This window comes from Emticicia sp. 21SJ11W-3 (assembly GCF_024138715.1).
Taxonomy (GTDB): domain Bacteria; phylum Bacteroidota; class Bacteroidia; order Cytophagales; family Spirosomataceae; genus Emticicia; species Emticicia fluvialis.
Genome location: NZ_CP092074.1, coordinates 2,357,190 through 2,371,923, shown reverse-complemented (window position 1 = coordinate 2,371,923; position 14,734 = coordinate 2,357,190). Strand labels below are relative to the sequence as shown.

Below are 14,734 nucleotides of genomic sequence, written 5' to 3'. Positions count from 1 at the left end.
GTGAGCATAAACAACGAATTATGAGTAATTTTTTAAACAATTCAGAAATCATTAATTCAAATTCAGGTATCAACGGGGTTTTCCCACGTGAACTGGAAGACGAAGCAATTTATATTCTCAGAGAAGTGGCCTCTCAGTTCGAGAAACCAGCCATCCTTTTCTCTGGCGGTAAAGACTCTATTACAGTAGTAAGGCTGGCCGAAAAAGCTTTCTATCCTGGCAAAATACCTTTTAAATTGCTTCATGTAGATACCGGCCACAATTTCCCTGAAACGATTGAATACCGCGACTGGCTCGTGAATAAACTGGGTCTTGAATTACACGTTCGTTATGTGGAGGATTCAATCAAACAAGGCAAGGTAAAAGAAGAAACCGGTAAATATGCCAGCCGTAATGCAGCGCAAACCGTTACCCTGCTTGATGCCATTGAAGAATTTAAATTTGATGCCTGTATTGGAGGTGCCCGCCGCGACGAAGAAAAAGCCAGAGCCAAAGAAAGAATTTTCTCGGTACGCGATGATTTCGGCCAGTGGGATGCCAAAAAGCAAAGACCTGAATTGTTTGATATGCTGAACGGAAAAATTGAACTGGGTGAAAACGTTCGTGTGTTTCCGATTTCTAACTGGACAGAACTGGATGTATGGAATTACATAAAAGAAGAAAAACTTCGGATTCCGAGTATCTATTTTACCCATGATCGTAAGGTATTTGACCGAGATGGCCTCATCTGGGCTGATTCTGATTTCATTAATAAATCTGACGACGAAGTACCTTATACAACCAAGGTGCGTTTCCGTACTGTGGGCGACATGACCTGTACAGCCGCAGTTGCCTCTGAAGCTGATAATCTGGACGATGTGATTTCTGAGATTCTGTCGGCCAAAATTTCTGAGCGGGGCGCACGTATTGACGACAAACGCTCTGAAGCTGCTATGGAAAAGCGCAAACAGGCAGGCTACTTCTAATTAGCGATTTAGTGATTGAGTAAATGAGTGATTAATTCCGGTTTGCTGGGTTCACTTCTAATTCTTTAAGATTTAATTTTCAGAATAGCATTACAATGGATATACTAAGAATAGCAACGGCAGGCTCGGTAGATGACGGTAAAAGTACCCTTATCGGCCGTTTGCTTTATGAAACCAACTCTATAACCGGCGATAAAATTGAAGCGCTTGAAGCGGCTTCTAAACGAAAAGGTCTTGATTTCCTTGATTTATCTCTTTTAACGGATGGCTTAATTGCCGAACGTGAACAAGGCATTACCATAGATGTGGCTCACATCTATTTTAGTACACCTAAGCGCAAATACATCATCGCAGACACACCCGGGCACTTTGAGTACACACGAAACATGGTTACGGGGGCTTCAAACACCTCCGTTTCTATTATTCTTATTGATGCCCGCAATGGCGTGGTTGAACAAACCAAGCGCCATTTTTATATCTCGTCGATGTTGCGTATCAAAAACATAATAGTTGCTGTTAATAAAATGGACCTGGTTAATTATAGCCAGGAACGTTTCGAAGAAATAAAAAGTGATTTCTCAAAACTAGCCGAGCAGGTAAGTTTTGAAGGCCAGGTTGTTACATTTATACCTATTTCATCGTTATTTGGCGAGAATCTGGTAAAAAAATCAACCGAAACGCCATGGTATGAGGGTAGCGCCTTGCTTGAAACACTCGAAAATCTCGACAATCAGATAAACCCTATTTCGCATTTGCCTGCGCGTTTCCCGGTTCAGCTGGTGGTAAGACCTAAAACCGAAGCTTTTCATGATTACCGGGGCTATGCAGGTAAAGTAGCCAGCGGAAGTTTTCTGGTTGGCGATTTAGTGGAAGCCCTACCAAGTGGCCAAATCAGCAAAATTAAAACGATTGAGAAATTTGGCAACAAGTTGGAAATTGCCCACGCCCGTGAGTCGGTTGTAATTACACTTGAAGACGACATAGATATCAGCCGGGGCAACATGCTGGTAAAAGTAGGCGGGCAACCGGAGGCTAAAAAAGAAATTGATGCCAGAATTTGCTGGCTTGACGGGCAAGCCCTGAAAGTTGGTAAAGCCTATTTGCTACAGCATGGTATCAACCGTGTGAAAGCAAAAATTACGGGTATCAACTCAATGATTGATATAAAAAATATGACTTTAAATACCGAACCATCGCATGAAGGCGGTATTAAGCTAAACGAAATCGGTTGGGTATCTATCAAAACTGCCAGCCCTGTATATGCAGACAGATACGTAGACAACCCTACCAATGGCGCATTTATTCTTATTGACGAAATCACTAACAGTACAGTAGGTGTAGGCTTTGTAGAATAATACAGTTACAAAATATTCATCAACCAAACTTGCGACTTTGAAATAGTTTAGGGTTCGGTAAAAACTGACAGCAATTTTTGCTGTCTTTTTTTTTATAAGAATTCTGCTTTAATTGTGGCATAGTTTAACTTCAAATTAGCTTGTTTTCGCTTCGGCAGCGTTTAGGTCATTAATGTTAAATGCCTGCCGTAACAATGAAGAAAATCAGTCTGATATTTGAAACATGGTAAAACCTAGGTTAGTTTTGCCCAAAACGGCATTATTTACAGGCTCTTGTCGGTAAGTAATAAGTATAATTGTAATGACGCTTTTGAATAAATCAGAACAACCGCATTTCCAGGCAAATGCCTGAAGTTCAAGCAGGCATTGCTGCTGGTTAATCAGAGTAAGAATAAAAAAAGATGAATACTAATAAGGCATAAAGATGCCATATTTGCTAAATTGTAAAGTTTTTAAGAACGGCATCATTTAAACTACATTTCATAAATGTAATTCCATTTTTTTGAGATAAATGTTAATACATTTATATTGCGTTCGCGAACAGAATTGAACATTTTTAGAACAACCATGCTTCTGAAAGATTTATTTGCGCATTGCCCCAAATTATTTAACAATTAAATTCTTCCAAACTTAATTATCTGATTGAAAATTATTTTCAGTTATTATTACTAATGAAGTACAATAGGGCAAACATACTACCTAAGGTCGGAACGTGGGAATATAATGTAATGACAGGCATTTTGGATTGGGATCACGTAGTGAAAAATATCTACGAGTTAAATGATGATTTTGAACCAACGATTGAACTGGCAATCGGTTTTTTCAAAACTACCGCAATTAAAGAACGAGTAAGTGAATTAACCAGAAACCTGATACAAACCGGAGACCCTTATGTTGAACAATTTGAAATATTAACCGCAAAGGGGAATACAAAATGGGTAGAAGCCAGCGGCTACGCCGACTTTAATAATGACCAGTGTGTGTTAGTATATGGCACATTGAAAGATATTTCTTATGAAAGAGACCTGGACTCTACGCTTCAGTTAACAGAAGAAAAGTTTTCAAAGGTTTTTGAATCCGCTGCCATTGGTATGGCATTGGTGTCGCCGATGGGGTATTTCATTAAAGTAAATAAAGAACTACCAAGAATATTAGGCTACACGGAAGAAGAGTTAATAAAACTAACCTTTCAGAATATAACTCACCCTGACGACCTCAGCAAAGACCTTTCTTATTTTAAGCAAGTGCTTAACAAAGAAATAGAAAGCTACAGAATGGAAAAACGGTATATCCATAAACGGGGGCATATTGTGTGGGCTGAATTATCGGTTTCTATTATCTGGAGCAGCCAGTTTACCCCTCTTTATTTTATATCGCAGATAACAGACATAACCGAGCAAAAAAAAGCGTCAGAAGAACTCCAGCGCGAACAGCAGCGGCTTTACCAAACCATAGAGGGAGCAAATATTGGTACATGGGAATGGAATATCAAAGACAATACGGTAATTTATAATAACAGATGGGCCGAAATTGTTGGCTATACCTTAGACGAATTGCAACCTATCAGCAAAAGTACCTGGAGTAGCCTGGTGCATCCTGACGACAAACACATTCCGGATAAAAATATCGAGAAGTGTTTTAGCAGAGAAATTGAATTTTATGAATGCGAATACCGCATGCGGCATAAAAATGGTAGTTGGGTATGGATAAATGACAGAGGGAAAATTGTAGAGTGGTCGGGCAAAGACCAGCCTTTGCTCATGCTGGGTACGCACGCTGATATAACACAGACCAAAAGCAAAGAACAGGAGCTCAGAAACACCCTTGACCTGGTGAGCGAGCAAAACAAAAGACTGCTTAACTTTACGCATATTACCTCACATAATCTCAGGTCACATATCGGTAATTTTCAGATGCTGCTCAACTTGTTGCCTGACGAGCCGGATGAAAACAAAAAACGAGAATTAATTGATTTTCTGATTACCATTGCCAATAACCTGCAAGAAACCGTTCATTACCTGAACGAAGTATTACAGATACAGACCAACCTTAACCTGCAGATAAAAAAAATAAACCTGTACAACGAAGTAGAAAAAGTGCTAACAAATCTGAAAGGCCTGATATCAGAGTCGCTGGCTATTGTTTATAATCTTGTACCTCCTAATTTTGAAATTTCTTACAGTGCCGAATACATTGAAAGTGTGCTCATTAACCTCATAACCAATGCCATTAAATATCAGCATCCAGACCGCGTTCCGGTCATTCATATCAGTGTCAGAGAAAATTTAAAATTTATTATTCTCGAAATTGCAGATAATGGCATGGGAATTGATTTAAATAAACATGGGCAAAAACTCTTTGGCATGTATAAGACTTTCCACCAGAATAAAGATGCCAGAGGTTTAGGACTGTTTATTACCAAAAACCAGGTTGAAGCACTTGGTGGCAAAATAGAAGTTGAAAGTACCGTTGATATAGGAAGCACCTTTAAAGTTTGTATCCTGCACCCACACAACCTGGCTTCAGCGTCTGGCTAATGTCTGTAAATTATATAGACAAAATTATTATTAACCGTTTTGATGCAAGCAAAATCTGATATGAAAATAAACAATGTCTGGATAATAGATGACGACAAAATACTTACGTATGTTCTGAAGCGAATGTTGGCATCCATCAACGTATTTGAAAACATTGAGATTTTTCAGAATGGTAAAGAGGCTTTTAATCAACTAACTAAAGCTTTAACAGAGAGAGAATTATTACCGGATATTATCCTTCTGGACCTGAACATGCCGGTAATGGACGGCTGGCAGTTTTTAGATGAATTTGAAAGATTAGATCTTAATAAGAAAATAACACTATATATTGTAAGTTCGTCTATCGATACACAAGACCACGAAAAAGCCGCTAATTACACCGTTGTTTCAGATTTTCTTGTTAAACCTATCGGAAAAAAACAGATTGAACAATTGGTGACCGATTATACTGCTTAAAATCTTTCGTTTTCTTTAACTGAGCAAAGACACTAATTAAATATATAGAATATAAACGCTTGCTGGCTTTGTTTGACCTGCCGGAGGCCTTTGTTTTAAACGCAAAAAAAAATCCTTTAATATTAACATTAAAGGATTTTTTTTATCAATTCAACTTAGAAGCCAGTTTATCGGTCTTATCATCCAGACTTACCTCTGGATCTTTAGCCATCAGAATATCCGGAAGAATCAGGAAATCTGCCAGCATGTTCTTCTCCTCATCCAAAATTCCAAAAGCCTTTGCTCTTTTTGTCCAGCCGGGGTATCTGCTGGCATTTTTTCTTGAGCCATAATAATGTAGGCGGTAATTCATGTAGGGATTCACAATGTACTCGCACTGAAAAAACGAATTAGCCAGTTCTACATCTTCAATTGACAATCTACCGTCTTGCGGAGCGCCGATAATTGCCTCAAAGGCTCTAATATTCACTCTGTTTACACCTTCTCCGGCGGTAATAATCTGGTCTATAAGTATTTCGGCAACTTCCTGGCTCTTAAATAAATTTCCGTGGTACTTATTCCAGTAATGTTTTCTGTGAATTTTAAAGGCTTCTGCCTTTGTAAACGTCTTTTTTCCCCATACTCTTTTGTTAATTCCATAACCTTTTCCTTCAAATCTGATAAGTTTCTGGAAGTACTTTTCAAAGGACGCAGCTTCTGAAGTAATAATTGTCATGCTGACCATAAAACCAGTCAGCAGCATTAATTTAATTTGCTTCATTCGGGATATCAAATTTGTTGACGGCACAAAGGTAAACATTAATATCCTGACTATCAAGCAATTATTGATTTTAGTGATTTTCAAGCCCGGTTTTAGTTCCATATAACAAACGTTTTTGCAACTATTTTGCAAAAAATAGCTCCTTTACAAATATTAGAATAAGTCAATGAATAGGCCCATAAACAGACGTTTTACATAGAATAATTCAATTACAGTAATTTTAACTGTTTGTGCCAGCCAGACACGCCACAAATTGTTAAAAAAAATACACCTGGCCTGCCCTAACCCATGGCAGATAAGGAAAAACACAGACCAATTTTTACGTATATACAAAAAGTACTGAAAACAACCAGCCGGATAGTGGAATTAAGAAAAATGAAGAAAATTTGGCAGAAAAATTAACTTTTTGTAAATTAGCTAACAATAGTTTGAAATCTTCGCAAAAAGCCGAGTTTAGTAGCGAATATTCGCTAAAAATTGCCAATTTTATTCAAAAATCAGAGCTTTAAAAATAATTGTTTTTGCATTATTCTCATAACAACTATTGCAAAAACAAGTATTTTATATTGGATAAATAAAATTTGGTTTCAAAGTTGTTATGCCAAATAATTTTAGTATTATATTGCAATTCAATTGCTGTATATACTATATATATATAACAATTCAGAAGATTATTGGGCTTAATGCTTCACGATTAAATTACAAAATATATAACCAGAGTACAATTTAAAACCCTATAAATTTTATCGCACGATGACTGAATCAGAGCAAACAATGGAACAAGGTCTATATCGTTCGGAATTCGAGCATGATGCCTGTGGTATTGGCTTCAGAGCACATCTGAAAGGCCGCAGGTCTCACGGAATTGTTGCCGATGCCATAAAAATGCTTGAGCGCATGGACCACCGTGGTGCGTGCGGTTGTGACCCAAACACGGGTGACGGTGCCGGTATTTTATTACAAATACCGCATGAATTTTTACTGGATGAGTGTAACAAACTTAATTTCCAGTTGCCTTCAAGTGGTGAGTATGGTGTAGGAATGATTTTCTTTCCTATGAATGAAACAGAGAGAGAGGAATGCAGAGAAATACTTAACCGAAAGATTGAGAGAATCGGGCTTGAATTATTGGGTTACAGAGTTGTACCTACCAAGGGCGATTGCCTTGGCGACGGCTCGGGTTCAGTTGAGCCGCATGTGGAGCAGGTGTTTATCAAACGTCCGTCAGATATTACAGAAGAAATAGATTTTGAAAGAAAACTATATATTTTGCGTCAATACGCCTCTCGTATCATCCGTGAGTCGGTTGCCGGCGCTAAAGAGCATTTTTATTTTTCATCACTCTCGTGCCGTACTATCTCTTACAAGGGGCAGTTAACTACCGAGCAGTTGAAATACTACTTCCCTGATTTATCTAATAAATCAGTTACTTCTGCCTTTGCGGTTATTCACTCGCGGTTCTCAACCAACACATTCCCGTCTTGGAAACTGGCACAGCCTTTCCGTTTTATTGCCCACAACGGTGAGATTAACACCGTAAAAGGTAACGTAAACTGGATTAGAGCCGGAGAGAAATCGTTCTTGTCTGAGTATTTCACTAAGGAAGAAATGGATATGATTCTTCCTATTTGTGATGCAGGCAACTCAGATTCAGCACAACTAGATAACGTAATTGAATTGCTGTACCTATCGGGCCGCTCGCTTCCGCATGTAATGATGATGCTGATACCCGAAGCATGGGACGGCAACGAGCAGATGGACCCCGTTAGAAAGGCTTTCTATGAATACCACGCAGCCATTATGGAACCCTGGGATGGCCCGGCTTCCATTTCGTTTACAGACGGCAAAATGGTTGGTGCAACGCTTGACAGAAACGGATTGCGCCCATCGCGCTACTGGGTTTTAGATGACGACACCGTTATAATGGCCTCAGAAGCAGGGGTATTAGATATTGACCAGGAGAAAGTAATTTCGAAAGGCCGTCTTCAACCGGGCAAAATGTTTATTGTTGACATGGAGCAGGGAAGAATCATACCGGATGAAGAAGTTAAAGCAGATATTTGTTCGCGACAACCCTATCAGGAATGGCTTGATGAATACAAAATCAAAACTTCTGTGCTGCCAAAGTCGATTCGCCCTTATCAGAACTACAGCGAAGATGTGCTTCTGAAAAGACAAATCACTTTTGGTTTTACATCAGAAGATTTAAGAATGATACTGGCTCCTATGTCACAAACCGGGCAGGAAGCTATCGGCTCAATGGGTGTTGATACCCCTCTGGCCATACTTTCAGACCAAAGCCAGCATTTATCGTATTACTTCAAGCAATTATTTGCGCAGGTTACCAACCCGCCTATTGACTCTATCAGAGAAAGAGCCATCATGTCTTTGATTTCGTTTGTGGGTTCAAACGAAAACATTCTGGCAGAATCACCGCTTCATTGCCGAATGGTGGAACTGGAACAACCTGTATTAACTGTTGAAGAATTTGACAAACTACGCTTTGTAGATTACAAAGGTTTTCAGGCTAAAACCATCAACACTTATTTTAATGCCAAAGTACCTGATTACGGTAAAGCATTAGAATTTGCCCTTGACAGAATCTGCCGTTATGCAGAAGATGCCATTGAAGACGGTTTCGAGATTCTGATTCTGTCAGACAGGGCCATTGATTCAGACCACGCCCCTATTCCGTCTTTGTTGGCTACGGCGGCGGTTCATCACCACTTAATTAAGAAAGGAATCAGAGGCAAAGCAGGCATTGTAGTTGAAGCAGGCGATATCTGGGAAACCCACCACTTTGCTACATTGATAGGCTATGGCTGCTCGGCTATTTGTCCTTACATGGCTTTTGAGACCATCTCCTGGATGAACAAAAAAGGTTTAATTGAGGGCGAAAATCAGGATTACGTTCTTTACAAAAATTATATCAAGGCGGTTAATAAAGAGTTGCTGAAGATATTCTCAAAAATGGGCATCTCAACACTTCAATCATACCAGGGCGCGCAGATTTTTGAGTGTATTGGGCTAAACAAACCGGTAATTGACAAGTACTTTACAGGTACCATCTCCCGCATTGGCGGTATGGGTATTGCAGATATAGCCAAAGAAGCCATTGTACGCCATAAAGTGGCGTATCCGGACGTACCACAGGTATCGGTACAAAGATTAGAAGTTGGTGGGGTTTACCAGTGGAAACAACGCGGCGAGCGCCACATGTTCAATCCTCAAAGTATCCACCTATTGCAGCAATCCGGCAGAGTCGGTGAAAAGGATTTAGAAAAAGGCTATCAGATTTTCAAACAATACTCGAAACTGATTAACGACCAAAGCAAAGATGCTTTAACAATCAGAGGCCTGTTGCGTTTCAGAAAAGGAAATCCTATTCCTATTGAAGAAGTAGAGCCGGTTGAAAACATCTTTAAACGCTTTGCTACCGGAGCTATGTCGTTCGGTTCAATATCATGGGAAGCCCATACAACGCTTGCTATTGCCATGAACCGCATCGGTGGCCGCTCTAACTCTGGCGAAGGTGGTGAGGATGAAATCCGTTATCAGCCTGATGCCAATGGTGATAATCTGAGCTCAAGCATTAAGCAGGTGGCGTCTGGCAGATTTGGTGTAACCAGTTATTATCTAACCAACGCCAAAGAATTACAAATAAAAATGGCACAGGGTGCCAAGCCCGGAGAAGGCGGACAGTTACCCGGCCATAAAGTAGACGATTGGATTGGCCGTGTTCGCCACAGTACGCCGGGTGTAGGTTTGATATCTCCTCCGCCTCACCATGATATTTATTCAATTGAGGATTTGGCACAGCTGATATATGACCTCAAAAATTCAAACCGCGATGCCCGTATTTCAGTAAAACTGGTTTCGGAAGCAGGTGTGGGAACTGTAGCAACAGGTGTTGCCAAAGCCCACTCAGACGTAATACTTATTGCTGGCCATGACGGTGGAACCGGAGCCTCTCCGCTTTCATCTATCCGCCATGCAGGGTTGCCCTGGGAACTTGGTTTGGCTGAAACCCATCAGACACTGGTTAAAAATAAATTGCGTGGCAGAGTGGTAGTGCAGGCTGACGGACAGATCCGCACAGGTAGAGACTTAGTTATTGCGGCTCTGTTGGGTGCAGAAGAATTTGGTGTAGCCACTGCGGCGCTTGTTTCGGTTGGTTGTATTATGATGCGTAAATGCCACCTGAATACCTGCCCTGTTGGTGTTGCCACTCAGAATAAGGAATTACGCGCCATGTTTAGCGGAAAACCTGAACACGTGGTAAATATGTTTACTTATCTTGCACGCGAAATGCGTGAAATAATGGCCGAATTGGGCTTCCGTACTGTAAACGAAATGGTTGGTCAGGTTCAGTTACTTGAAAAACGTGACGACCTGTCGCATTGGAAATACAAGAAAATTGATTTAAGCGGTATTCTTTTTAAAGAACCAACTGCGCTTGATGTAGCTCAATACAAACAAGAAGAACAAGACCATGGCATTGACCACGTGCTTGACTGGCAGATGATAAAAGATGCCAAGCCTGCATTAGAAAGCAAACAGGAAGTAACTGCCAAATATACCGTTAACAACCTGAACCGTAGTATCGGAGCGATGCTTTCAAACGAGGTTTCAAAAGTATTTAAAGGCGACGGTTTACCTTATGGCACTATTCATTATAAATACCGTGGTACATCAGGGCAGTCTTTCGGGGCGTTCTCAACCAAAGGTTTGAAATTGGAGCTGGAAGGTGATTCAAACGACTATTTCGGTAAAGGTTTATGTGGTGCCGAACTGATTGTGTACCCTGATAGAAAAGCCACCTTTGCCGCAGAAGAAAACATGATTATTGGTAACGTGGCGTTTTATGGCGCTACATCTGGCGAGGCCTACATCAGAGGTATGGCGGGAGAACGATTCTGCGTAAGAAACTCAGGCGCCAAAGTAGTGGTTGAGGGTGTGGGTGACCACGGCTGCGAATATATGACAGGCGGATTGGCTATCATATTAGGCAAAACTGGTCGTAACTTTGCTGCAGGTATGAGTGGTGGTATGGCTTACATTTATGATACCGATGGAGACTTTGAGTCGAAATGTAATAAAGAAATGGTAGGTCTTGAAAAACCGGATGCGGAAGACGCCGAAATGCTGAAAGCCTTTATTGAAAAACACCTGGCTGTTACGAACAGTAGCATAGCAAAATCAATTCTGGATAATTTCAGTGAGGCACTTAATAGCTTTGTAAAAGTAATACCTACCGATTACAAACGCGTTTTGCTTGAAAGAAAGAAAAAAGCAGAAACCGAAAACGTTCTGGCATAACACCGCCGTCTCTGAAAGATGAAACTCTTGCAAATCAGTGGTTTTATCTTTCAGAGGCAATATTTAACCTTTAGACATACACAAAATCATAATAAAGAAATGGGAAAACCAACCGGTTTTTTGGAGTTCGAACGCCAGCCATCCCTCAAAAGAGATGTTCTGGAAAGAAAAAAAGATTATAATGAGGTAGAAACCAATTATGATACCCAACAAACACTACAACAGGCGGCCCGCTGTATGGACTGCGGTGTTCCGTTTTGCCATAATGGTTGCCCTCTGGGAAACATCATCCCTGAGTTTAACGATGCCGTTTATGAACAAAACTGGGAGTATGCCTACCAGATTCTGAGTTCTACCAACAATTTCCCTGAGTTTACCGGTCGTATCTGCCCTGCCCCGTGTGAGGCATCTTGTGTATTGGGCATTAACAAACCACCTGTGGCCATTGAGTACATTGAGAAATCAATTATTGAAAAAGCCTATGAAAACGGATGGGTACAGCCTAACATTCCAAGTAAAAGAACAGGCAAAAAAGTGGCGGTTATCGGCTCAGGCCCTGCGGGTCTTGCGGCAGCTGCCCAACTAAATAAAGCTGGCCACTGGGTAACAGTTTTTGAAAGAGCCGATGAAGTGGGTGGCTTGTTAAGATATGGTATCCCGGATTTTAAGCTAGATAAATCGGTAGTAAAACGCAGAGTGGCAGTAATGGAAGCAGAAGGGGTTGTATTTAAAACCAACGCCAACGTAGGTGCAAATGTAAAAGCCAATGATTTATTACGCGATTTTGACGCCATAGTACTGGCTGGTGGTTCTACCGTGCCAAGAATGATTGATATTAAAGGCAAAGAACTGAAAGGTATTTACCCGGCTATGGAGTTTCTGAGCCAGCAAAATAAAAGAGTAGCAGGTATTGAGCGTGTAGCCGACCACAGAGGTGAGGCCTACGCAAGCGGCGAAATTTTTGCAACAGGCAAAAATGTATTGGTTATTGGTGGTGGTGATACGGGTTCTGACTGTGTGGGTACATCTAACCGCCACGGAGCAAAGAGCATTACCCAAGTAGAGGTTATGCCTGAACCGAGTTTGGACGATAAGAAACAGCCTTACTATAAATTCAGAGCAGAAACTACACCGTGGCCAAACTGGCCTTTGACCAAACGGACGTCAACATCGCACGAAGAAGGTTGTGAGCGTTTGTTCAGCATTAACGTAAAAGAATATGTGGGCGACGAAAACGGCAATCTGAAAGGCGTGGTTATTTCTGAATCTGCTATATTTAATGGCCAGAGAGTAGAAATGAATGAACGTGAAATTCCTTGCGAATTGGCACTGATTGCTGCCGGGTTTCTTAATCCGCAACAGGATTTGCTTGAACAACTGGAAATAGAAGTAGACGAACGCAAAAACGTGAAAGCGCTCGAATATCAGACGAATAATGCTAAAGTGTTTGCAGCTGGCGATATGCGTCGCGGACAATCGCTGGTAGTTTGGGCTATCTCGGAAGGACGTGAGTGTGCCAGAAAAGTTGACGAATATCTGATGGGAGAGTCATTACTTGAAGCCAAATCAGTTTCCATGATTTCGCCGGCTTATATTGGGATTTGATTTTTGCTTTATAAATAAAAATGAGCCGCACGTAAGGTGTGGCTCATTTTGTTTAAGGAGGATTTTATCAGAAAAATCAGCCTTTCAGATAATTATTGATATTATCTTCAATTCTTTTCAGAATGTCGCCGATTGCTGCGGGTTCAAAGGTCTCCCCTGTTACTTTTTCGTAAAGTTCAACATAGCGTTGCGATATTTCTGCCACTTTCTCATCTGTCATTTCAGGCACCGTTTGTCCTTCTTTTCCCTGAAATCCATTAGCTATCAACCACTCTCTCACAAACTCTTTCGAAAGCTGTCTTTGTGGCAAGCCCTTAGCCAGATTCTCTTCGTATGTATCGGCATAAAAGTATCTGGATGAATCTGGCGTATGAATTTCGTCTATCAGATAAATCACCCCATCTCTTTCACCAAACTCATATTTGGTGTCTGCCAGTATCAAACCCTTTTCAGCAGCCATTTGGGTACCTCTTTCAAACAATGCCAGTGCATATTTTTCAAGTCGCGTATATTTTTCTTCAGATACCAGCCCACGGCTGATGATTTCTTCGCGAGAAATATCTTCATCATGCCCCTCATGGGCTTTGGTTGTTGGAGTTATGATGGGTGTAGGAAATTTCTGATTCTCCACCATGCCTTCCGGCAGGCTTACACCGCAAAGCGTTCTTAACCCACTTTTATAAGTACGCCACCCATGCCCAACCAGATAACCCCGCACTACCATTTCTACCGGGAAGGTCTGGCATTTAATACCTATTGATACATTTGGGTCTGGTATTGCTACCAGCCAGTTAGGAACAATATCTTTGGTTGCAAAAAGAAATTTTGAGGCAATCTGGTTCAGCACCTGACCCTTTGACGGAATTGGCCTGGGAAGAATTACATCAAAGGCAGAGATACGATCGGAGGCTATCATAGCCACTTTATCATCAAAATCATATACGTCACGAACTTTGCCTCTATAAAATCCTGTCTGGCCTTCAAACTTAAAATTTGTTTCTTTTACTACAGAAATGTTTGTCATACTAAAATCATTAAATTTATATTGCTGCCTGGCGCTACCAGTCTTTTTCGTTTTTGCTGTCTTTCTTTTTATTGGTCTGCCTTGAGGGGGCATATTGTAACTCGTTGGTTTTCATGGCCTCTAATATCTGCAATGCTTTTTCGCGACTCATTTTTTCGGGCATGGTAGACTGCAACTCATCTTTTTTTACATCAGATTGCTTTGTTTCTGCTGACTCAGGCTGATTCTCCAAAGCTTGTGGTGGAGGTGGAGGCGGAGGCTGATTGTTATCAGGCATTCGCTTCTTCATCAGTTCATAATTATAGCGGGCAATCTGGTTATCAGGATTCTTTTTGAGCGCCTCTTTGAACAACTGTAGGGCAGTTGCGCTATCTTTCTGCATAGCGTTTATAACGCCAATCTGAATAATGGCCCCCGTGAAAATCATCTCATCGCTTACCCTCAAAAGCCGTTTATATTCAAGTAAGGCGCGGGCTGTATCTTGCGTATAAAAATAGGCGTGCGCCATATTCAGTCGGGCTTCAGGCTCCAGATTAAACGAAATATTAGCCAGATTCTGGTACTTTTCACGGGCTACTGCATAGTTCTTTTTATTAAAGGCTGTACCTGCCTCAATTTTTAACCTGTTCCGTTCAGAGACATTCGTTAACGAACGAATATTCAGAAACAATAACAATATGTAAAAAAACCAGGTGTTCATTGAGTTTATTTGT

General features: G+C 40.9%; 9 protein-coding genes. 6 read left to right on the top strand and 3 right to left on the bottom strand.

The features are described from left to right. The first annotated feature begins 20 nt into the window (after positions 1-20). The 4 genes from cysD (at position 21) to MB380_RS09980 (ending at position 5,313) form a co-directional block, all read left to right on the top strand. Positions 21-965, top strand: a complete 945-nt coding sequence (gene cysD, locus MB380_RS09995) for a sulfate adenylyltransferase subunit CysD (RefSeq protein ID WP_253535133.1) — start codon at positions 21-23, stop codon at positions 963-965. A gap of 95 nt (positions 966-1,060) precedes the next feature. Continuing rightward, positions 1,061-2,320 carry a sulfate adenylyltransferase subunit 1 gene (locus MB380_RS09990; RefSeq protein ID WP_101727141.1) on the top strand — a complete coding sequence of 420 codons (1,260 nt, stop codon included), beginning with the start codon at positions 1,061-1,063 and terminating at the stop codon, positions 2,318-2,320. A gap of 671 nt (positions 2,321-2,991) precedes the next feature. Further along, positions 2,992-4,857, top strand: a complete 1,866-nt coding sequence (locus tag MB380_RS09985; RefSeq protein ID WP_253535131.1) for a sensor histidine kinase — start codon at positions 2,992-2,994, stop codon at positions 4,855-4,857. A 60-nt stretch (positions 4,858-4,917) separates the two neighbouring features. Continuing rightward, positions 4,918-5,313 (top strand): response regulator, encoded by a 396-nt coding sequence (locus MB380_RS09980; protein ID WP_253535129.1) that lies wholly within the window; start codon positions 4,918-4,920, stop codon positions 5,311-5,313. Between the two features lie 145 nt (positions 5,314-5,458). Here MB380_RS09980 and MB380_RS09975 read toward each other — a convergent pair whose 3' ends face one another. After that, positions 5,459-6,073 carry a glycosyl hydrolase 108 family protein gene (locus MB380_RS09975; protein ID WP_253535127.1) on the bottom strand — a complete coding sequence of 205 codons (615 nt, stop codon included), beginning with the start codon at positions 6,071-6,073 and terminating at the stop codon, positions 5,459-5,461. A gap of 774 nt (positions 6,074-6,847) precedes the next feature. Between MB380_RS09975 and gltB the strand changes: the two genes are divergently transcribed. Next, positions 6,848-11,392, top strand: a complete 4,545-nt coding sequence (gene gltB, locus MB380_RS09970; protein WP_409014701.1) for a glutamate synthase large subunit — start codon at positions 6,848-6,850, stop codon at positions 11,390-11,392. Between the two features lie 99 nt (positions 11,393-11,491). Then, positions 11,492-12,997, top strand: coding sequence for a glutamate synthase subunit beta (locus tag MB380_RS09965; protein ID WP_253535124.1), 1,506 nt, complete (start codon positions 11,492-11,494; stop codon positions 12,995-12,997). A gap of 76 nt (positions 12,998-13,073) precedes the next feature. Here the strand turns inward: MB380_RS09965 and MB380_RS09960 are convergent, their stop codons facing one another. After that, complete coding sequence (locus tag MB380_RS09960) at positions 13,074-14,021, bottom strand: phosphoribosylaminoimidazolesuccinocarboxamide synthase (RefSeq protein ID WP_409014700.1); 948 nt, start codon at positions 14,019-14,021, stop codon at positions 13,074-13,076. Positions 14,022-14,055: 34 nt separating this feature from the next. Then, positions 14,056-14,721 (bottom strand): hypothetical protein, encoded by a 666-nt coding sequence (locus MB380_RS09955; protein ID WP_253535122.1) that lies wholly within the window; start codon positions 14,719-14,721, stop codon positions 14,056-14,058. Between the last annotated feature and the right edge of the window lie 13 nt (positions 14,722-14,734).